Origin of the sequence: Brevibacillus laterosporus, from assembly GCF_030489605.1 — a bacterium.
Lineage (GTDB): Bacteria > Bacillota > Bacilli > Brevibacillales > Brevibacillaceae > Brevibacillus_B > Brevibacillus_B laterosporus_E.
On sequence record NZ_JAUKFY010000001.1, the window covers coordinates 223,575 to 244,124 of the forward strand.

Consider the following 20,550-nt stretch of genomic DNA (forward strand, 5'->3'; position numbering starts at 1 on the left):
AAACACTATCATGTAAAATGATTGAAATTGATATTAGTCATCATTATAATTGATATCAAATGTAAGGTGTAGAAAGAGGAAGAGAGAATGGAAATAAGCGATCTGCGTATTTTTCAAATAGTAGCCGAGGAAGGTAGTGTGAGCCAGGCCGCCAAACGCTTAAATTATGTTCAATCAAATGTCACGGCTCGGATTCAGCAGCTGGAAAAGGAACTAGGAACATCGCTGTTTTATCGGCACCGTCGAGGCGTGACGCTGAATGAAGACGGGCGCAAGCTGTTAGGCTATGCCCAAAAAATGCTGGCGCTAATGGAAGAGATGCAGCAGTCCTTTCAAACCAGCGAGGACCCATCTGGGCCATTGCTGATTGGCTCGGTTGAGACCGTTTCGGCGCTGCCTATCATCTTGTCGTCTTATCACAAAAAGTTCCCACGGGTCGATTTATCTTTAGTATCAGGAGTTACGCAACATCTGGTAAGCGATGTACTGCAATATCAGTTAGATGGGGCTTTTGTAAGCGGACCTATACAGCATCCAGATATTGTACAGGAGCATGTCATGGAGGAAGAGCTTGTGTTAGTGGCTGGAAAAGGTATTCTTACATTAGAGGGATGTAAAAGCAAGCCGCTCCTTGTATTCCGATCAGGCTGCGGGTATCGGGAGAGATTGACTCAGTGGTTATCAACACAAGGGATCACGCCTACCAAAATAATGGAGTTTGGCACGTTGGAAACGATCTTAGCAGTAGTAGAGTCAGGACTTGGCGTTTCACTTGTGCCAAAATCAACGGTGTTGCGATTACATTCGGAAGGAAACATACGTCATTTTACATTGCCTGAGGGATATAATCAGGTAACAACAGTATTCATCCGCAGAAAAGACTCCTTTCTGACAAATACCATGCGCTGTTTTTTACAGCAAATTGATCAGTTTCATGAACAGCATCGGGAGCAAATCTCCATGCATAAAAAAAAATAACGTATGGCGAACGTTATTTGTGAGAAGAAATGCAAAATTTTATTTTGACAGAATTGCAACCTATGGCAAATTATATAAGGAAATCAGATAAAAACAATAAAAAAACGTAATAATTAAGAATAGCTTTATGTTATTAAGGTTATTTTAAGGTTTAAACCACAATTTGATATTTTTAGTAGAAATTTGATTTTTGCTATCTATACAAACGGATGTATGTTCATTCGCCTGCTAATAAATCTATGCTTTTGACTAGGCCTATTTTCATTGATAGGTGGCACCATTGAAAGATAACTGGGTAGAAGTAAATTTAGGCTTTTGACCCAGCATATCTGTCTGTATCGAAGCTCATACCTCTTGCATTGTATGTTAGTGGGGATATTGTTTAAGTTTTGGAAGTGTCTAGGAGATTGCAATCATCTCCACCGTTCCCCAAAACTACAAGTAGAGGTGATCAAGTTATGTCATCATGTCACAGACGAAGAAGACGCAGACACAGAAGAGTCAGTAACAGAGATGTTCGTAGAGCGAGAAGAAATATCCGTCGCGCAAAACGTTTCCTAAGACGCGCTCTTCGCGACTTGAGAAGAAGAAGACGTAGAAGACACAGAAGACACCATAGACACCATCGTAGACACCACAGACATCACCGCAGACACCATAGACACCACAGAAGAAGACGTCGTTGCAGAATTGTCTGCTAGAAGGTTGTGAGAGGCGCTCATGAATTGGGCGCTTCTTTTTTCCATACATGCTGGAATAGGAATGACATGATAAAATAGAAATGATACATAAACCCTTATATAAGTTAGAACATAAAGGAATGTAAGAGTCAGCGGGGTGTTAACTGTACATGGGGCCCATCAGCCAAATTTATCTCGGTTTATCTGTCATTAACATTTTCCTAGCAATGGCACTCATCTTTTTGGAGCGACGCAATGCCACGGCTACCTGGGCTTGGATTTTGGTTCTATTTTTTATTCCTGGTTTGGGCTTTTTCATATACGTGATTATGGGCCGCAATTTAAGTGGGCGTAAATTGTATCGAATCAATCAGCGGGAAAATAAAACCCTCAATGATATGGTCAGATGGCAAAAACAGAAGCTTCAGCAGGATAAGCTTGTTTATCAGGATGCCTCGGTGGAGACTTATCGTGATTTCGTCTATATGAATGTGACCACTAATAAGACCTTACTTACCCAGGACAATGAAGTAGAGATATACACAAGCGGGAAGGAAAAGTTTAAAGCCTTATTTGCCAGCTTGGAGCAGGCTACGGATCACATTCATTTGCAGTACTATATCTTCCGTCAGGATGCTCTGGGAGCTCGATTAGTTGATCTCCTTGTAAAAAAAGCAAAGCAAGGAGTAAAAGTCCGAGTATTATATGATGATATTGGCTCGCTTGGCATCAAAAAGAATTTTTTTGACGAATTAAAGCAGGCAGGGGGAGAAGTGGCGGTCTTTTTCTCTTCCCCTATCCCTTATCTTAATTTTCGTTTGAATTATCGTAATCACCGAAAAATCGCCGTTGTGGATGGTAAAATTGGCTTTGTCGGTGGTTTTAATGTAGGGAATGAGTATCTTGGCCTAGATCAAGTGCTAGGGGATTGGCGAGACACGCACCTTCGAATAGAGGGGCTAGCAGTCTCGTCGTTACAGATCACTTTTTTGCTTGACTGGAATCTGGCATCAGGTCAAAACATTCTTTACACAGAGGAGCATTTTCCGAAATGGAGGGGGGCTGGAAAGGTTGCCCTACAGATAGTCACAAGTGGCCCTACTTCCAGATATCAGCGTATTCAATACAATTATTTAAAAATGATTCATTCTGCGAAAAAGAGTCTATATCTGCAAACACCGTATTTTGTACCAGATGAAAGCTTATTAAACGATTTGAAAATCGCTGTACTTTCGGGCATTGATGTAAGGATCATGATTCCGAAACGCTCAGATAATCGATTGGTTCAGTGGGCATCTTCTTCATACATAGGTGAGTTGTTAGGGGCAGGAGCGCGTTGTTATCTATATGAAAAGGGATTTTTGCATGCAAAAACAATGATGGTGGACGGCAATTTAGCAACTGTCGGTACAGCTAACCTAGATATTCGCAGTCTCAAGCTAAACTTTGAAGTGAATGCAATTATTTACGACAGTCAAACTTCAAGAAAACTGGAGGAAATCTTTTTGCAGGATATTTCTCATTGCACTGAGCTGACGCTAGAAGAATACAATAATCGTCCACGTCTACTCCGTTTTCAGGAGTCGATTGCACGGTTATTATCTCCTATTTTATAGGCGAATTACGGGCGTGTCATCTGATTAAAAGGGACACGCTCTTTGTGCAAAAAATGGAAAAAATGATCTGAGATTGATAAAATATAAAGCATGGGAGGTGATGCTAATGGGGCGTTTCAAAATTACAGGTATGGTTGTAATGATGATGTTTTTGCTCGTTCAAGGCTGTTCAACCTCTAGTTCTACTTCTACAATGGAACAGCAGGCTTTGGAAATCGCTATGAATTTTAAGAAAGCACAGTATGAGATTGGAGATTTCAAGACTGAAAAAGATGTGCAAAAGATGAATGTGACTGAACTTGCAGCAAAGAACGATGCGGTTAAACCCTATCTAACTGAAAAAGCCTTTGAATTGTATGTAGGGAACCGTGAACAATCGCTTAGCTCTGAGGTGGCCAGAGGGAGGCAAGCTAACATCAAGCTCAAAAAGCTGACTATGGAGAAAGCCGCCGAGGAAATGGACAAAATAACTTACCATTATAACATGGAGCTGGAATTAACTTATGCTGACGGTAAGCAGAATAAAGTCATAAAAACGAATGGACAGATGGATTTGGTAAAAGAGGGCGAGCAATGGAAGATAGCTCGGGATTATGATGCAAATCCGCTGATTGAGGAATACAATGCAATTCATAATCCATGACGGCAATAGGAAAATAAAAAGATGCTTGAAATGACTAAGGAAGTTATTTCAAGCATCTTTTTTTTATATCGGTGTGATATTTACATTCCAGTTGTTTGTTTGGGTGTATGAGTTACATTTGCTGCTATGCCTTTCGCTCGCCTTTTTGGAGGAACTCCGCCCAAAAGATGGATCCAAGAAAAGCGGGACAAGAGATAGGTAATTAGCAAAGTGACTATAACCGTAATCAGATACTGATTTACAATCCCAAGGTTTCCTTTCCATAAAAATTCCAGCTTATTTGCCACAGCTAATGAGGATAAATAGGATAGTAACAAGGGATGCAACAGAAAGATCAAAAACGATTGCTCCGAAATCCAATTGAAGATAGGGTGAAGCGGATTTTTTTTCTGATAAAACAAACGTCCCATATTATAAAAAAGGAAAAAGCAAATGAAGCAGTACAAAATGATGCTAGGCTTAATAGATAGGGTATAGGTACGCGACCATATTGTATCCATCACAACCAGGCCAAAAGTAAGGACCCAAGCCAGAAGCAGCCAAAAGGTTTTCCCTTTGAGCCAGTTTCCCCAGTGTTCTCGGTATTGAGCTAAAAACATGCCGGCTGTGAAAAAGAAAATCCAGACCGGTATGGGAATGCTATAGGGCCACCATAATTTTGGCAGGAGAAATCCAACCTTAGCATGCTGCGAGAGGTAAATCAGCGATTGTAGGCCTACTGTCAGGAGTAAGCTAACGAAGAGCATGCTGTTTGGTGAGCGATAATACCAAGAGCGCAACCATGGATACAACAGATAAAATTGAAAGACAATTAACATGAAGTACAGATGGACATAGCCTTTTCCTTGCCATAATGTTTTTAACAAATAATCGGTCCACATGAAATAATTCTGATTGTGCAACAGCCCGCTTTGAGTATACAGCGCATAGATGATTGTCCATAAGATGTAAGGAATAATCAGTCTTTTCATACGCTTTTTCATGGGAGGGCGTTGGTGAAGCTGCAGCTGCCGATCCTGATAAAAAAGAAAGAATCCCGATAAAAGCATGAACATGGGGACAGCAAAGCGTGATAATTGATTCCAAATAAAAGCAAAATCAGTTCGAGTAACAAAATGCGATGTCACATGGATGGCAATGACGCCCAGCACGCACAAGACTCGAATAAAATCGTATTCTCTTAAACGATTCTCCACAATAGTTTCCTCTTTCATAAATGTCATACTTTTCTATTTTACATAATTTCCTTATTACAATTCAATATCTACCTAATGGAAATAAGAGCTGGAGAAGGCTGATTAATTACTAGATGTAAAAGGAAAGGAAGCATAACTTTTTCTTGTGTGAGGTTTTTCACAATGTTTCTTAGCAATACAACTTACAATGACGAAAGATAGAAAGATAAAAAGCAGCATTTACAAACACAGTTTCTACACCGGCAGTAGATCAGGTAAGTCAAAGTAATGATATATGGGATGTTACATAGGGACAATGGGAGGGTGTAAAAATTGAATGCACAAACAAGGCTGACAAAGATGAATGAGTTGGGTTTATACGAAATTCGTTTGGAATCAATCGGGGGGTTGGGGGCAAATTTAGCTGGTAAAATGCTGGCGGAAGCTGGCGTTATTCATCTGGGGCTGAATGGCTCCAATTTTTCTTCCTACGGGTCAGAGAAAAAAGGGTCCCCCGTAAAAGCTTTCGTCCGTTTTGCCAATCCTGAAATGAAATTACGTGCTACTTCCCCTATCGATGAGCCGCATGTAGTGGGTGTATTTCATGAAGCAATGCTATCGACACAGGATTGTACGGCTGGCCTAGGATCAGACGGTATCCTGATCGTTAATACGTCGAAAACGCCTGAAGAAATTAAAGAACGAACAGGGCTACTCGCAGGAACCATTCTATGTGTAGACGCTTTAGGGATTTCTCTTCGTGAAAAAACTCGCATTAATACAGCAATGATGGGCGCCTTATGCCGAGTTGTAGATTTTCTGCGACCAGAGGCTGTCAGACAGATTATTCGTGAAACATTCGAAACCAAGTATCCTAAGCTGGTTGAGTCTAATCTACGCACATTTGACGCAGGGTATGCGGAAGGAACCATCACAACATTCGCGGCAACAAATTTGAAAGAAGAAAAGTCCTCTATTCAAAGAAGCTCAGGGACGGTGCTTGGCTATCTGACACAGCCGATCGGGGGCGTGATTACAAATCCAGGCAACTCTGTGTTAAAAGATCTGAGTGCTTCTCGTCAAGGCTATCTACCGCATTTTAACGAAGAGACATGTATTCACTGTGCAGCATGTGAAATGCATTGCCCAGATTACTGTTTTGTATGGGAAGAGGGCGAAGATAAGCGCGGTCGTGCTCAGCAGTTTTTACGTGGTATCGATTATCAATATTGTAAGGGCTGTATGAAGTGCGTGGAGGTTTGTCCAACTGGATCGCTAACTTGTGAACGAGAAGAAGAACAATATGCACGTGAGCATGCCGTTAAACATTCATTTGCAATGGTAAGAGCGTAAAGGGAGGAGCTAGGGACATGAGTGTAAATGCAACAACGTCACCAGAACAAAAACCCAAAGCCTGTGTAGCGGAGACGGCTGATTTCAGATCCGGTAATGAAATGGCGGCGAAAGCAGCAGCTCAGATCAATTATCATGTAATGGGCTATTTTCCGATTACTCCGTCAACAGAAATTGCTGAATATCTGGATGAGATGAAAGCTAATGGGGAGCATGATATCGTCATGATTCCGGCAGATGGAGAGCATGGATCGGCTGGGATTTGCTATGGAGCTTCTACGGCGGGCGGACGCGTATTCAATGCCACTTCAGCAAATGGATTATTGTATATGCTGGAGCAGTTGCCCGTTCAATCCGGTACCCGCTTCCCGATGGTCTTAAATCTGGTAACACGAGCAGTGTCAGGACCATTGGATATACGGGGAGATCACTCCGATTTATACTATGCACTTAATACAGGCTGGCCGATTCTCTTGGCCAAGGACCCGCAAGCCGTGTATGATATGAATCTGTTTGCTCTGCGCGTAGCCGAGCATCAAGATGTTCGTTTACCCGTAATTGTAGCCTCGGACGGATTTTTTACCTCGCACCAGAAGCGGCGCGTTCAGTATTTTACAAATCGAGAAGATGTTTCCCGATTTGTCGGAGAGAATACGGTTTATGTTGATTCCACTGATGTGAAAAATCCGACTACCATCGGTCCATATATGAACGACCCTGATTATATCAATAACAAATATCAGCAGTCGCAAGCCATGTACGAGGCGGAGCAGGTGTTCCTTGATGTGGCTAAGGAGTTTGAGGAGCTAACGGGCAGACGCTACGGCTTGCTGGATGAATATAGAATGGAAGATGCAGAGATCGCGCTGTTTTTGCTAAACTCCGCGTCTGATACCGCCCGTGATGTAGTAGACAGCTTACGGGAAAAAGGAATCAAAGCAGGTGTGGTATCTCCAAATATCATCCGTCCTTTTCCGAAAAAAGCTGTGCAGGAAGCATTTCGTCATGTAAAAGTGGTGCTAGTAGGGGAGCGGGCGGATTCCTACGGAGCTCATGGCGGGAATATCAGTCATGAAATTAAAGCCGCTATGTTGGACGCCAAGGCTGATACGACTGTCCTAACGCGGATTTTTGGCTTGGGAGGTAAAGATTTTTATGCTTCAGATGCAGAAGCGTTCTTTACACTATGCTTACAAAAATTACAGGGAGGAAAAGTAGCTTCTTTTGACTACCATGGCATTACCCCTGGGGATGAACAGGCTAGTCCAACACGCGTGCTGGAACCATTGACGAAAGAGCAAACCAGTGGCTTCATTACAGTTACTCATGATGAGGAAAGCGGCGACTTGAAAGTAAAAGTACCACCAATGCGCATGCTAACTAAAAAAGCAAAGCGTATCGCCCCAGGTCACGGTGCCTGCCCAGGCTGTGGAATTTTTTCTGGGTTAGAAATGTTCTTTAAAGGGATTGAGGGTGATATTGTCGTTCTCTTCCACACAGGCTGTGCGATGGTTGTAACGACGGGTTATCCATATTCTGCTCATAAGGTCAATTATATTCATAACCTCTTCCAGAATGGTTCTGCCACGCTCTCAGGTGTCGTGGAGATGTTCTGGGAACGCATACGCCGAGGGGAAATTGAAGTAGATCAGAGCAACGTAACCTTCATCATGATTTCTGGTGACGGTGGTATGGACATTGGAATGGGACCTGCAATTGGTACAGCATTACGCAATCATAAGCTAATCATTTTGGAATATGATAACGAAGGCTACATGAATACAGGATCGCAAATGTCGTACTCCACGCCAATGGGGCATATGACATCTACCTCCAATCTTGGAGAAGGGCGACAAGGGAAGGCGTTCCACCATAAAGATACGGTACAAATCATGGCGGCAACCAACATTCCTTATGTTTTTACAGGAACAGAGGCTTTTCCGCAAGATTTAATTAAAAAGGCGGCAAAAGCCCAATGGTATGCTCAGCATGTCGGTACGGTTTACGGCAAAATTTTAATTAGCTGCCCTCTCAACTGGAAAGCTCCGGAGGATAAGGGGAAATCCATCGTGGAAACGGCCGTTACTAGCTGCTTCTTCCCGTTATATGAAGTAGAGAAGGGAAAAACTAAGATCACGTTTAATCCGGAAGAGAAAAACAAACGTGTACCAGTGACAGAATGGCTTCAATTATTAGGGAAAACGAGACACTTGCTGCGCCCTGAGAATGAATCCTTACTCAAGGAATTTGAAACGGAGATCGAACGTCGCTGGAATATGCTGAAAGCGAAGCACGAGAGTCCTTATTTATAAAAGTTAGTTATTGTTATAACCTAAAAAGCGAAATCCCGTCTCTGAGAGTTGTATCAGGACGGGATTTTTTAAAGTTTAGGTCAAACAGAATCGAATTCTATTTAATTTGGTACCAAACGGTTGGTGGATGATTTATCTTTTAACATCCCGATCGAAATCAAACGTTTCCGCAGAATAATGCCTACGTAAGCAGCCAGCACTGCTTTAATAACCCCACCAGCGATGAAAGGAGTTACCCCTGCAGCCATTGCACCAGCCCAGCTTAGGTTCAGGACTAGCTTCAGTTGGACTACACCGAAGAGAAAAGTGACTGCCATCCCAAGGAGGTTCGCAATCAATGCCATAGGGAAGGTATATTTTGTTTTTTCCAAAAGGCAGCCCATTATAAAGGCAGTAGCAATAAAGCCAAAGATAAAGCCTCCGGTAGGGCCGATCAATACTTGTGGACCACCAGAGAAGCCTGCAAACACTGGTACGCCAATTGCTCCTAGCAGGGCATAAAGTGCCATAGATACAGTACCATAGCGACTTCCAAGTACTGTTGCCACTAAGCCTACAGCTAGAGTTTGGCCTGTAATGGGTACGATTGGCAATGGAATTGTAATCTGTGCAAATACTGCAGTAATCGCAGTAAAAATAGCAATGACCATATAAGTTCGTAAGCTTTCGTTGCGATGTTGCATGAGGCACCTCGATTCTTAATGTAAACAAATAGTATAGTTAGGTTTACTAAAATTGTATCAAAAGAATATTTCGCTGTAAATAATGGGATGTGATAGAAGAAACAATTTGAATATTTGAGGAAGCCAGAATGTAAGATGCCTAGCTTGGCATGATAGGGCAGAAAATATGGTACACTTGGAGATAATGAGGGTTTATGATCATGAAAAACTAGCTTTTTTCTAACGACAGGAGTGGGACGATGGCAGACCAAAAACGGTTGTTACTAGATGTAGATACAGGCATTGATGACGCACTTGCTATCTTATATGCGTTGCAATCGAAAGAGGCTCGCGTGGAAGGCATTATTACTGGGGCAGGGCAGGTTAGCTTGGACCAAGCCACTTATAATACCTTACAGGTAGTCGAAGCAGGACAAGCAGGATACGAGGTACCGGTAATAAAAGGGGCCTGTAAGCCATTAATTCGTCAAGAGATTGGCAATGAGCAAAATGACGGTACGAACGGGCTGGATCATGCTTATTTACCTGAGCCCCGGCAAAAAGCCTTGGCAACGTCAGCTAGTGATTTTATCCTATCGAAAGCGAAAGAATGCGAAAATGAGCTAATTATCGTCACGATGGGACGCCTCACAAATCTAGCAAATGCGGTTGCCAAGGACCCTTCTCTTGGAAGAAAAATCAAGCAAGTAATCATTGCAGGTGGCGCAATTCGTACAGCCGGAAATGTGACGGCGGCAGCAGAATTCAATTTTTGGGGAGATCCCGAAGCTGCCTTATTTGTGTTAGAAGCCGATTTGCCTATTACAATCGTTGGGTTAGATATAACTCAACCAACACTGTTTACATCTAGACACCTAGAGCAATTACTCCACAATAAATCAGCACATACAGAAAGTGTGCTGTCCTTTATAGAAGAGATGGTACGTTTTCAATTTGGGAAATATGAAGCTGCCGAGCAGTGCCAGCCCTCAATCGCTATGCAAGGTCCGTTAGCGGTTGGTATAGCACTAGATAGTAGCTTAATTCGTACCGAAGAGACTTTTGTTCAAGTGGAATGCAAGGGGGAGGTTTCACGCGGAGCCCTTATCGCCGATCTACGACAAACAGCGAGCGTTGGACGAAAAGTGCTTACGGGTGCAGAGGCAGACAGTGAGCGTTTCATACAGCATTGGATTACTACTTTAACGATGGATGCGAGCGGGAGGAATTAATCGATGAAATACGTTATTTTAGACGTCGATACAGGAATTGATGACGCGCTTGCGCTTGCGTATGCGATACAATCGCCTGCTTTACACGTTCTAGGCCTAACCACTAGCTTTGGAAATCACGTTGTGGATATTACGACAGAAAATACGCTAAAAGTGCTTGAGATTCTAGGGGCAACGGATATCCCTGTGGCAAAAGGAGCAGGCAAACCTTTGCTACGTTCCCCTTTAAAGGCGAATGCTACGCATATACATGGGGAGGACGGTATTGGGAATACCTATTTGCCCAAACCAAAGGCAAAGGAAATCGACCGGCATGCCGCTGATTTTATCATTGAGCAAGTTCGTAAATACCCGAAGCAAGTAACGCTTATTACTGTTGCTAGCCAAACCAATTTGGCCTTGGCCATTATGAAGGACCCTGAGATTGTTTCACTCGTAAAGAGAGTTGTCATTATGGGAGGAGCAGTTACAGTTCCGGGAAATGTAACTCCGGTAGCGGAAGCAAATATTTATACGGACCCAGAGGCGGCAGAGCTTGTGTTTCAATCAGGTATACCGATTACCTTAGTAGGGCTAGATGTTACTATGCAAACCCTGCTGACCAAGGAACATACCCATATGTGGAGAGAGTCGGGTACGCCAGTAGGCAAATTCTTAGCATCTTGTAGCGAATTCTATATGGATGCCTACGCTAAAATTAACCCCTACCTTGGAGGATGCGCTTTACACGATCCGCTAGCAGTAGGGGTGGTTATTGATCCGTCCTTTGTTCAAGCAACGCCAATGTACGTATCTGTGGACACGGAAGGCTCGGCCTCTATCGGCAGAACCATCGGTGACAGACGAAATCCTCCAAAGCAATCGCCCAATATGGATGTATGCCTACAAGTAGATGTTAATCGCTTTGTTTCCCATTTCCTACAGCAGGTGATAACGAAAAACAACATCTAAGCAGCTGGCCCGGAGGAAGGATGCGGCTCAAATCTTAATTAGTCAGCAGTCAAGAGCAGACAGTAGTGTCTGCTCCGACTGCTGTTATTCTGCTGGCGGTTGCGGTGTAAATGGAATGAGCCAGTACGAGCTGCCATCTGCCTTGCGATCCATATAGCCATATTCAATTAGATAGCGGCGTAAGATGGCGTAATCTTCGTAGACGGTTGTAAGTATAGCGTTTACCTCTTTTTCAGTATAAAGTGTGTTGCGCTTAAAACGACCTACGATATGATGCAGTATTGCTGCTTTGCGCTTTTCTTTAAGTGGGAATTCCTTTATCCTTCCATCCAATCCGTCAGGAAAGTACGTCCGTAAGATTTCTTGATATTCTTCTTCCGTCATAGCAAAGCGCTCGTCTTGAAATTTAACAGTAGGTGGAACAGCTAGAAAAGGACTTTTCGGTTCACGGATTTTTTTCTTGGGTGATGCGGTTTCGACTGAAGGAGCAGAGCCAGCGTTTGATTTGGGGGAAGACTGGTTAGCTTCTCCCAGCAATTCCATGATGGCGAGAAAAATCTTGGCCTGCTTTTCCTTCTCTCTTAACATAAAACGGTGGTTACGGATAGTGGAATTGCTTCGTCCTTTGCTATTTTGGACAATTTGGGCATCGGTTTGTCCTTCATAAAACTGAGCAAGGAGCTGACGCTGTACGTCGGTTAATCCGGTCACCTTTTTATCCAGTGATAAAAGAAAGTGAAACATCGAGGTATGAGCGTCATGAATATGATGCTTCATGGCTTTTTTGGCTTCATACCAATTGTCACTAATTGGGTAAATAATTCCTTCTTCATAGGTCTGACCGCAAACGAGACATGTAAAGTTCTCTTGTTTCTCATTGTAAACATAGCCATTTTTTATTTCTTCCATAGATGCTTTCCAAAACAAGTCAGCTAAAATATCCATAGATGAAAACCCCAATCGTTTGTTTATTTATAGACATATTAATATCTTGTCTGTTTTTAGTCAAGATTAACGTATAAAACCCACAAAGGTCGTGACCCTGTGGGTTTTGTTTTTGATCATGTAGTTCCGATAATTAATGTTTTGAGCCTTTTAATCCGAATTCCCTTACATGCACTTTTACTTGAACGTCAACAGGAGCTTTGCTAAATTCCTCATCCCAATTGTCCTTCATTTTTTCCCAAACATCTGGATAGTGAACAGACAGAGCCTTGTGAAATTCCAAAACATCTATTTTCCATTTTTTTTGGAGCTTGTTAAGCGTGTTTCTCGTTAATTCCTTGATCTTTTTCTCAAAAGCTTCTCCAGCCTTCTCAAGATAGCTGTCTTCAAAGCTGTTTTCCGTTTTAGACCAATTTTCGCCGATTCGTCCATTCAGATTTATCTGTACAGAGAATGAGACTTTTCCATTTTGGACTTTGGGCGTTACCTTACTTGAAATGGTGCGAATCTCATAGATAATCATGCTGTTATTCGGAGGCATAGTAGTTTTAATCAGACCCGCGTGCTTTTCCCATTTCGATTTTCCGCTTCCTATGAGCAGATTGGCACCGCGTACTTCTTCATCGCCTAGCCATCCGATCATTTTTCCGATGTCACCTTTAATAAGAGCAGCTCCTGATATCTTCATGGTCTTGTTTAATGTTTCTATGCGCGGAATCATAAAGCTGCTTTTCGTGGTCATATTCTCTGAAATATAACCGAGTGAAGCAGGAGTGGCGATATCTAAGCTCTTTCTGACATTATCTAGAATACTAAGGATTTCGATTGCGGGAAGCGTTTCATTAAGCGGTTTTTTATTCAGTATATCAATAGCTCGACCTTTGGCTACCACAACCAGTACGGTTCTGCGAAGTTCCGTGTCGCGTAAAAAGTACTCTAGCATTTTGTTCAGGCTTAATTTTTTAGCGATAGCTTCCCCGATCACCATCGTCTTGACATGCAGAAAGAATGGGGGTCTGGAGCTTTTGGTAGCAAAATTGCGGATTATTTCAAAGAACGAGTTGCCTTCACCAGAAATATTAAAATAGGCTTCTTTTTGAGTGCCGGTTACTTTAGCAGTGCCAACCAGAACCTTAGGTAAAACATTTTGATGAGTTAAGAGGATGGGGATTTTTTGATTCACCTTAGTGCCTGAGCCAGCATCATCTTCCTGCTGTGTTGATTCAGAGTCAGCATCAGATGACCCCCCCTCCTCTCCCTCTTCGTTTTGCTGTGAATCAGAATCGTTTCCCTTCTGGGGGGAATCAATTCCAACTCCAATGACCATACCCAAATCTTCAATTTCCTGACGGTCCCAACATCCCGATATCAATAGGGTTAAAGAGAGTGTGAGCACAAAAGCCACCCAATTATGTTTGTTTGTCTTGCTGGGCATTGACAGGTTTCCTCCATTTTGAGAAGAGTAGCAATAAAATCGGAATGACTACGGATGTTATAATTGAAGCATAACCAAGCTGTGTGCCTAATGAGAAGGCTTGGTCTAAATTTTGCGGTACCATGGCGAAAGCATATAGAAGCAGGGTCAACAAAACCTGTAGCAAAGGCAGCCTTATCGGTACAAGTAAGCTTAATCCTAGACTTACTAAATAAAAGCAAAAGACAAAAGTAGTAAAAATGCTAAATACCCAGATGACCATAAAAAACAATTCGTAGTGTTCAAAGAAGGCCCCGGGAAATTCGATCTGCTTTACGAACTCCATCGTGGGCCAAGTCAGCGTTTTAACCTCATGGGCAGTCAAGGTTCCTACTACCATCAAGGTAATTGTTGTATAGATCAGGGTAGCAAAGCCAAGACCTATTACTACACTTTTCGAGGAATCTGCAGGTGATTTCATCATATAAGTCAAAAACATAATCACCTCGAAGGTCATATAGGAGGGGGAAGTGGCTGGCAAGCCATGGAGCAAAGGCATCCAGCCATCTTTTAAAACTGGTAATAAATTTTGAATCTGGAAGCTTTGGTAATTAAGGAGAACAATAGAAAATAAAATAAGGATCGTGACCGGAAAATAGAGAAGGAACAGACGAACAATAGGATGTGCACCGCCCATTACCAAATATAATCCTGCCAATAAAAAGCAGATGATCGTCATATGAATAGGCGTTTGGTCTAACAAAAAATGACGAATAACCTCAGCTTGTACCCGTGCTTCATAGACGCATAAAAAAAAGTAAAAGAGAGAATAGATTAAGATAATCAGTGAGCTTATCCATTTTCCTGCAATAATTTGCGTTATTCGATAAAAGTGATACGAGGGATACTGTTGGCTTAATTTGGCGCAAAAATAGCCAGCTATCATTGCTAAAATCCCCCCAGCCAGTACATCAATCCAGACATCAGCTGTCCCTACTGCTTCAACAGCAACACGCGGTAAAGTCAGAATAGATACTCCTATGACCATAGATGCAATAAAAGCGGACACATCAAGACCAGAGAATTTAGGCTGGAAATTAAGTGACATTCTTTCTCGTACCTCCTTCTTGTTTAGTTCCTTGTAGAATTATCTTGAGGTTTTTTCCTTATTCTTTTTGTATCCATCGGTTGAAGAATTTGAGGGCGTCTCACTAACAATTTATGGGGCAGACGTAAAATAAAATCTTTCCAATCCTTGGTTATGATCGGTGCAAAAGGTGCTAGATAATCGACACCGAAGCTCTTGAGCTTTACCAAATGAGAGGTCAGAACAATAAAGAACAAAATGACCCCATACAAACCTAGAAAAGCAGCAGACAGCATCATTCCAAAACGTAAAAAACGAATGACAATTCCTGCTTCATATTGAGGAATCGTAAATGATGCGATGGCAGTAAGAGCGACCACCACGACCATAATTGGACTTACGATCCCTGCTTCTACAGCCGATTGCCCGATAACTAAACCGCCAACAATTCCGATCGTCTGTCCTAAAGGCTTGGGGAGGCGCAAGCCCGCTTCACGCAGAATTTCAATAGTAATTTCCATGATTAATGCTTCAATGATGGTTGGAAAGGGTACACCTTCTCGTGTCCCAGCAATCGTAAAGGCGAGCCGCATGGGAATCAGCCCTTGATGATAAGAGACCAGTGATACATAGAGAGATGGTAGAAACAACGAGATTAGCACACAAATAAATCGTAAAAATCGCAGGATCGACCCGATATACCAAAGCTGGTAGTAATCATCAGGGGATTGCAGCAGCATGGGATAGGTAACGGGAGCAATTAAGATAAAGGGTGATCCGTCGATTAAAATGGATACTCTTCCTTCTAATAAAGCAGCCTCGACACGATCGGGCCGTTCCGTGCTTTGAATCAATGGAAACGGCGACCAGGGATCATCCTCAATCAAGTGCTCCAAATAGCTGGATTCCTGCAGATCATCAATCATAGTGTTGCTTACGCGGCGTATGACCTCATCCACTAAAGCAGAGTTTGCAATTCCTTCTATATAAGAGATTACTACCTTTTTAGGAGCAAGCTCCCCAATTTCTTGGGAAAGGAAGGTTAATTTAGGATTTCGTATACGGTGGCGCAATAGGGCAACGTTATCAGCAATAGTTTCTACAAAGCCAATCCGTGGTCCCCGAATAACTGATTCAGTGACCGGTTCTTCCATAGGACGTGAGGGAAAATAGGCTGTATCCAATAGAAAAGCACAATCATATGAGTCGATTAACAGTGCCGTATATCCACGAAGAATATCCTCTATGCAATCAGAGGCCCGTGTATATGTTTTTACTTTCCGACAAACGGAAAGTGTAGTAACCAGTTGCTCAACGGAAGGAGACGGAGTTGCTTCTGCGTTTTTCTGGGCAGATTGGTCCTTCGCCTTTTTTTGATTGGAGGTAAAAGGGGATAAAAACTCCTTCCATTGTTGCTTATCAATAATTCCCTCTACATAGAGAATAGCCGCTTTTTTTTGTAATTGATTCAGATAGATTTCGCGTGTGGAGACATCATAGCTTTTTCCAAAAACATCTTGTAATTGATAAAGAGATCGCGATAAATCTGATGAAAAGGGAGCACTTTCTTTTGAATTTTTTTTTGCAGACAAATGCTTCTGTCGTAACTGTTTTGCGCGCTGAAAAAAAGTGGACATAATTAACCCCTTGTATCGCAGTAATAAACAAAAGAGTAGTCAGATACCTAGCTTACTGGTGTTAATAGGAAGTATTTGTATTTTATAGGTAAAACATGCAGGCCAGCTTGGAAATCGCCTTTTAATGGGAATCCAAAAGATGCTCAGTCCCCTATAAGAGAACGAAATAACAAAAACACTCTGTATGAAAGTTTTTTTGTTATAACCCTAAGAGTCGCAATAAAAAAGGGTGTCTCCACTGTCCTCCTAGTTAGGAGCCACAGGGATTCACCCAGTTTTGATATGTTCCTTGCTTTACACGTTCACTTACTCATGAAACCTACAATTTTTCAACGAAGCCTAAAAACTCATCTAGCATATTATGAGCAGCTTTGATACCACCAGACGTGTTCCAAATAATTTCGTTTACTTGGAAAGCTGTATTTTTCTTCGCTACATTAAGGCTTTGGAAGAGCGGATCGTTCATCCATTCTTGTTGGTTCTTTGTTCCGCCTTTTTTCTCATCATAATCTGCGTTAAAGAAGAACATGACATCGCCATCTAAATCATTGATACGTTCTTTCGTAACGACTTCCATAAAGTTATCTTTATCTTGCGCAGCAGGACGGGCAACACCTAAATCCTTGAGCATCACGCCGGCGAACGTGTCTTTTTGATAAATACGTACTGCATTTGGCAAGAAACGTACAATGGATACTTTCATATTAGCTTTATCGCCCAGTTTTGCTTTAATCTCTTCCACGTGCTTATCATAAGCAGCCATGGATTTTTTACCCTCTTCTTCTTTATTTAAAGCTTTTGCGTACAACTTGAAGTTTTCTTTCCATTGACCTGCTAAATCTTCAGAGAATACAGTAGGTGCAATGCTTTTCAATTGATCGTAGATTTTTTCCTGACGGCCCTTGTTTCCAATGATTAAATCAGGCTTTAAGGATGCAATTAGTTCAATGTTTGGCTGTGATTCATAGCCTAGCTCGGTTACTCCATCCATTTCGCTTTTAATATGCGGATACCAGCCATCGCCAACACCTGAATTAACAGCACCTACTGGTTTTACCCCAAGTTCTAAAAGTGCTTCTGTGCCCTCATTGGTTAAAATAACGACTCGTTTCGGGGTCCCTTTTATCTCTGTTTTGCCCATCGCGTGTTCTATGGTGTAAGAATCACCTGATGCTGTTGCTAATTCTGTCGAGGCTTTTGCAGGAGCTGATGTTGCAGTGTTGGTTGGGCCACAACCGGATACAAGAAGAGAAAACACCATGCAAAGCAGCATCAATGCAGGAATTTGAAACCATTTTTTTTGAACCATGAATTGATTCTCCCCTTAAATGTTCTAAATTTGAAAATACTCAAATGATAACAATAATCATTATCAAATATATTTTATATACAATATATGGTACATGTCAACATAATTTCCAGAATAAATTGTATATACTTACTTTTTTCCTTGTCCTCGATAGAGAAGATAGAGAAAGAATGGTGCACCAATGATTGCGGTAAAGACTCCGGCTGGGATATCGGCAGGAGAGAATAGCATTCTGCCTGCAAGATCAGCCAGCACTAAAATAATAGCACCTAATAGAGCAGAGGCTGGTATTAATACCCCATAAAGCGAACTGACTAAACGCCGAGCAATATGGGGTGCAGTAAGCCCAATAAATGATATATTGCCGGCTAGTCCTACAGCGGCTCCAGCGAGTGCTACACTGATAAGAATGAGCAAAAAACGGGTTGTCTGTACAGGATTGCCCAATCCGGTTGCGATTTCATCACCGAGCGTCAGCACGTTCAGTCTGCGAGCCAGTAGCCAAGCGAGTGGCACAAAAAAGATGATCCACGGCAAAACAGCTATGACATGCTTCATGGATGTGCCGTAAATTGTACCAGTCAACCAGCCGAGAATTTGAGAAGCTAAATGTGCCGGACCACTTAGTAATAAAAAAGTGGTTAAAGCGGACATGGCCGTAGAAATTCCGATGCCGATCAATACCAGTCGATAAGGCGAAACGCCACCTCTCCAAGCAAACGTATAGTTTATGAAGGCTGTTGCAAAGGCGCCGCCAATAGCAAGAAGCGGTAGCCAATGGATGCTGGTTTGTCCATTGCTGAATGTCATAAAGGCTACGGCTGCCACTGAGCCCCCCCCCGTCACGCCTAATAAATCGGGTGAGGCTAGAGGGTTGCGGAAGACTCCTTGCGTAATAGCACCAGCTACGCCTAAAGCAGCACCAATCATAATGGCCATTAATGTTCTTGGCATTCGTAATTCCAAAATGACGATCCGATTAGTCACGTCTCCACCTACAAACGTGGCTAGGATATCTGGAATGGGGATTCGAGTCGTGCCAAAGGCAATGCTTAGCAGTGTGCAGACAATCAACACCAAAAATAGGATAACCAATACAAGTAAATCACAAATAGAAAGCTGAGCGGAGAGGGCCGGTCTATTACTCCGAATGGTTATAAATTTATGAACAAAAGATGGTTTACTCATAGCTACTCCTTCTAGCGATATAAATAAGGAATGGGACGCCTAACAATGCTGTGGCTACGCCAACGGGAACCTCTTTTGGCATCAGTAAGAATCGAGAGGCAGTATCGGCTGAAACCAATAAAATAGCCCCGGTTACCCCGCTAAATGGAATCAGCCATTTGTGATCAACTCCAACAATATATCGGCAAATATGTGGGATAATCAGTCCCACAAAAGCAATTGGGCCAGCTAAGGAAACAGAGCCACCTGCTAATAAAATCACCGCAAGAATGATGAGAAGCTTAGCGAAAGCAGTATGTAAGCCCAAGCCCTTTGCCATATCATCTCCCATTGCCATTAAATTGAGCGCGTGAGAGAGACACAGAGCAATCATCCAGCCGATCACCATATAAGGCAAGACCGTGGTAAGATGCTCCATTTTTCGTCCAGTGACGGAGCCCACTAGCCAAAATAATGCTTGATTTAACGATTCATTATTTATAAGCATAATCCCTGAAGTAAATGAGGAAGCAAATACCGAAGCAGCCGCTCCTGCTAATGTTACTTTGATAGGCAAAAAACCATCCTTGCCCATCGTACCTAGAATCAGCACCAGCACGGCAGTCACACCAGCTCCAGCAAAAGCGATCCAGACCATCTGTGTAAGGGTTAAATCCGAGTCAAAGAAAAATAGAGTGAGCACGATAAAAAGTACCGCACCAGCATTAATACCGAATAAAGAAGGCGAGGCTAACGGATTTTTTGTTAGATTTTGCATCAAAACGCCAGCAATGGCTAGACTAGCCCCTACACTGGCCGCAATAAAAGCTGCGGGTAATCGAACATCTCTGAGAAGGAGATGTTCCTTTGAACCATCAAATTGGCAAAGCATATCGAGTAACATGTGGAAGGTAAACATATGATAGCCGAACAAGATACTCATCAGCATAGAGACGAACAGCAACAAGATACCGGTCAATAATGCCCAGACTTTGGCTCGGCGGCTCTGCAATAAACCAGACATGACAGAGACCCCTCTCTAGGAAAATATTGCATATTAGCATATTGATTGTAAAAAAATCAGAATATAATGTCAATGAAAATCGTTATCAATTATATGCCGATAAACTTTTTCCCGACGAGGATAGCTGTCTTCATAGATTAGGTCTTGATTTAAAAAGAACTGATTTCGTTATTTGAGAAAATAGAGGTAACTCAAGGAAGCGCTATTTGATAAACAGCTTTTCACTCCTGCAGCATGCAGAATAAAGGGGGGGAAGGTAAGGAAGGGATGTTATCAATTGTGTACAGGCGCTGTGCAATAAAACCATAAATGGGCTGATATTATCAAAGCCCACGGCCGTTTTTCCACATGATAAGAGCAGAGTT

16 protein-coding genes are annotated in these 20,550 nt (G+C 42.4%); 7 read left to right on the plus strand and 9 right to left on the minus strand.

All coding sequences use genetic code 11. The annotated features are described in order from the left end of the window. The first annotated feature begins 87 nt into the window (after nucleotides 1–87). From QZ995_RS00800 to QZ995_RS00810, 3 genes are all read left to right on the plus strand, one after another. On the plus strand, nucleotides 88–978 hold the full coding sequence (locus QZ995_RS00800) for a LysR family transcriptional regulator (protein WP_301801832.1): 891 nt from the start codon (nucleotides 88–90) through the stop codon (nucleotides 976–978). 850 nt (nucleotides 979–1,828) lie between these two features. Then, on the plus strand, nucleotides 1,829–3,274 hold the full coding sequence (cls, locus tag QZ995_RS00805; protein WP_301801834.1) for a cardiolipin synthase: 1,446 nt from the start codon (nucleotides 1,829–1,831) through the stop codon (nucleotides 3,272–3,274). A 106-nt stretch (nucleotides 3,275–3,380) separates the two neighbouring features. Further along, complete coding sequence (locus QZ995_RS00810) at nucleotides 3,381–3,917, plus strand: hypothetical protein (protein ID WP_301801836.1); 537 nt, start codon at nucleotides 3,381–3,383, stop codon at nucleotides 3,915–3,917. An 80-nt stretch (nucleotides 3,918–3,997) separates the two neighbouring features. Here the strand turns inward: QZ995_RS00810 and QZ995_RS00815 are convergent, their stop codons facing one another. Further along, nucleotides 3,998–5,113: an acyltransferase gene (locus QZ995_RS00815; RefSeq protein WP_301801838.1), complete on the minus strand. Its 1,116-nt coding sequence runs from the start codon at nucleotides 5,111–5,113 to the stop codon at nucleotides 3,998–4,000. Nucleotides 5,114–5,425: 312 nt separating this feature from the next. On the opposite strand from QZ995_RS00815, the gene QZ995_RS00820 reads away from it, so the two are divergent. Further along, nucleotides 5,426–6,445 (plus strand): 2-oxoacid:acceptor oxidoreductase family protein, encoded by a 1,020-nt coding sequence (locus QZ995_RS00820; protein WP_301801840.1) that lies wholly within the window; start codon nucleotides 5,426–5,428, stop codon nucleotides 6,443–6,445. Nucleotides 6,446–6,462: 17 nt separating this feature from the next. Further along, the gene (locus QZ995_RS00825; protein WP_301801842.1) at nucleotides 6,463–8,757 is read left to right on the plus strand and encodes a thiamine pyrophosphate-dependent enzyme; all 2,295 of its coding nucleotides are present in this window, start codon (nucleotides 6,463–6,465) and stop codon (nucleotides 8,755–8,757) included. Between the two features lie 101 nt (nucleotides 8,758–8,858). On the opposite strand, the gene QZ995_RS00830 is transcribed toward QZ995_RS00825, so the two are convergent. Continuing rightward, complete coding sequence (locus tag QZ995_RS00830) at nucleotides 8,859–9,440, minus strand: biotin transporter BioY (protein WP_301801844.1); 582 nt, start codon at nucleotides 9,438–9,440, stop codon at nucleotides 8,859–8,861. 239 nt (nucleotides 9,441–9,679) lie between these two features. Between QZ995_RS00830 and QZ995_RS00835 the strand changes: the two genes are divergently transcribed. Beyond that, the gene (locus QZ995_RS00835) at nucleotides 9,680–10,651 is read left to right on the plus strand and encodes a nucleoside hydrolase (protein ID WP_301801846.1); all 972 of its coding nucleotides are present in this window, start codon (nucleotides 9,680–9,682) and stop codon (nucleotides 10,649–10,651) included. Between the two features lie 3 nt (nucleotides 10,652–10,654). Then, entirely contained in the window at nucleotides 10,655–11,602 is a 948-nt protein-coding gene (locus QZ995_RS00840; RefSeq protein ID WP_301801848.1) for a nucleoside hydrolase, read from the plus strand. Nucleotides 11,603–11,686: 84 nt separating this feature from the next. Here the strand turns inward: QZ995_RS00840 and QZ995_RS00845 are convergent, their stop codons facing one another. From QZ995_RS00845 to QZ995_RS00875, 7 genes are all read right to left on the minus strand, one after another. After that, nucleotides 11,687–12,547, minus strand: a complete 861-nt coding sequence (locus QZ995_RS00845) for a DUF2087 domain-containing protein (RefSeq protein ID WP_301801849.1) — start codon at nucleotides 12,545–12,547, stop codon at nucleotides 11,687–11,689. A 133-nt stretch (nucleotides 12,548–12,680) separates the two neighbouring features. Further along, on the minus strand, nucleotides 12,681–13,982 hold the full coding sequence (locus QZ995_RS00850; RefSeq protein ID WP_301801850.1) for a Ger(x)C family spore germination protein: 1,302 nt from the start codon (nucleotides 13,980–13,982) through the stop codon (nucleotides 12,681–12,683). Next, nucleotides 13,957–15,069, minus strand: coding sequence for a GerAB/ArcD/ProY family transporter (locus QZ995_RS00855; RefSeq protein ID WP_301801852.1), 1,113 nt, complete (start codon nucleotides 15,067–15,069; stop codon nucleotides 13,957–13,959). The genes QZ995_RS00850 and QZ995_RS00855 overlap by 26 nt, the downstream gene beginning before the upstream one ends. Before the next feature lie 23 nt (nucleotides 15,070–15,092). Continuing rightward, entirely contained in the window at nucleotides 15,093–16,685 is a 1,593-nt protein-coding gene (locus QZ995_RS00860; protein WP_301801853.1) for a spore germination protein, read from the minus strand. Between the two features lie 319 nt (nucleotides 16,686–17,004). Beyond that, nucleotides 17,005–17,994 carry an ABC transporter substrate-binding protein gene (locus QZ995_RS00865; RefSeq protein ID WP_301801855.1) on the minus strand — a complete coding sequence of 330 codons (990 nt, stop codon included), beginning with the start codon at nucleotides 17,992–17,994 and terminating at the stop codon, nucleotides 17,005–17,007. Between the two features lie 129 nt (nucleotides 17,995–18,123). Next, nucleotides 18,124–19,182: a FecCD family ABC transporter permease gene (locus tag QZ995_RS00870; RefSeq protein ID WP_301801857.1), complete on the minus strand. Its 1,059-nt coding sequence runs from the start codon at nucleotides 19,180–19,182 to the stop codon at nucleotides 18,124–18,126. After that, nucleotides 19,175–20,185: a FecCD family ABC transporter permease gene (locus tag QZ995_RS00875; RefSeq protein WP_301801859.1), complete on the minus strand. Its 1,011-nt coding sequence runs from the start codon at nucleotides 20,183–20,185 to the stop codon at nucleotides 19,175–19,177. Before QZ995_RS00875 ends, QZ995_RS00870 begins: the two co-directional genes overlap by 8 nt. Nucleotides 20,186–20,550: the final 365 nt, after the last annotated feature.

Bases quoted from the DNA above. Each gene is read 5' to 3' on its own strand.
- QZ995_RS00800 (WP_301801832.1), top strand. From the start codon at position 88: ATGGAAATAAGCGATCTGCGTATTTTTCAAATAGTAGCCGAGGAAGGT.
- cls (WP_301801834.1), top strand. From the start codon at position 1,829: ATGGGGCCCATCAGCCAAATTTATCTCGGTTTATCTGTCATTAACATT.
- QZ995_RS00810 (WP_301801836.1), top strand. From the start codon at position 3,381: ATGGGGCGTTTCAAAATTACAGGTATGGTTGTAATGATGATGTTTTTG.
- QZ995_RS00825 (WP_301801842.1), top strand. From the start codon at position 6,463: ATGAGTGTAAATGCAACAACGTCACCAGAACAAAAACCCAAAGCCTGT.
- QZ995_RS00830 (WP_301801844.1), bottom strand. From the start codon at position 9,440: ATGCAACATCGCAACGAAAGCTTACGAACTTATATGGTCATTGCTATT.
- QZ995_RS00835 (WP_301801846.1), top strand. From the start codon at position 9,680: ATGGCAGACCAAAAACGGTTGTTACTAGATGTAGATACAGGCATTGAT.
- QZ995_RS00840 (WP_301801848.1), top strand. From the start codon at position 10,655: ATGAAATACGTTATTTTAGACGTCGATACAGGAATTGATGACGCGCTT.
- QZ995_RS00845 (WP_301801849.1), bottom strand. From the start codon at position 12,547: ATGGATATTTTAGCTGACTTGTTTTGGAAAGCATCTATGGAAGAAATA.
- QZ995_RS00850 (WP_301801850.1), bottom strand. From the start codon at position 13,982: ATGCCCAGCAAGACAAACAAACATAATTGGGTGGCTTTTGTGCTCACA.
- QZ995_RS00855 (WP_301801852.1), bottom strand. From the start codon at position 15,069: ATGTCACTTAATTTCCAGCCTAAATTCTCTGGTCTTGATGTGTCCGCT.
- QZ995_RS00860 (WP_301801853.1), bottom strand. From the start codon at position 16,685: ATGTCCACTTTTTTTCAGCGCGCAAAACAGTTACGACAGAAGCATTTG.
- QZ995_RS00865 (WP_301801855.1), bottom strand. From the start codon at position 17,994: ATGGTTCAAAAAAAATGGTTTCAAATTCCTGCATTGATGCTGCTTTGC.
- QZ995_RS00870 (WP_301801857.1), bottom strand. From the start codon at position 19,182: ATGAGTAAACCATCTTTTGTTCATAAATTTATAACCATTCGGAGTAAT.
- QZ995_RS00875 (WP_301801859.1), bottom strand. From the start codon at position 20,185: ATGTCTGGTTTATTGCAGAGCCGCCGAGCCAAAGTCTGGGCATTATTG.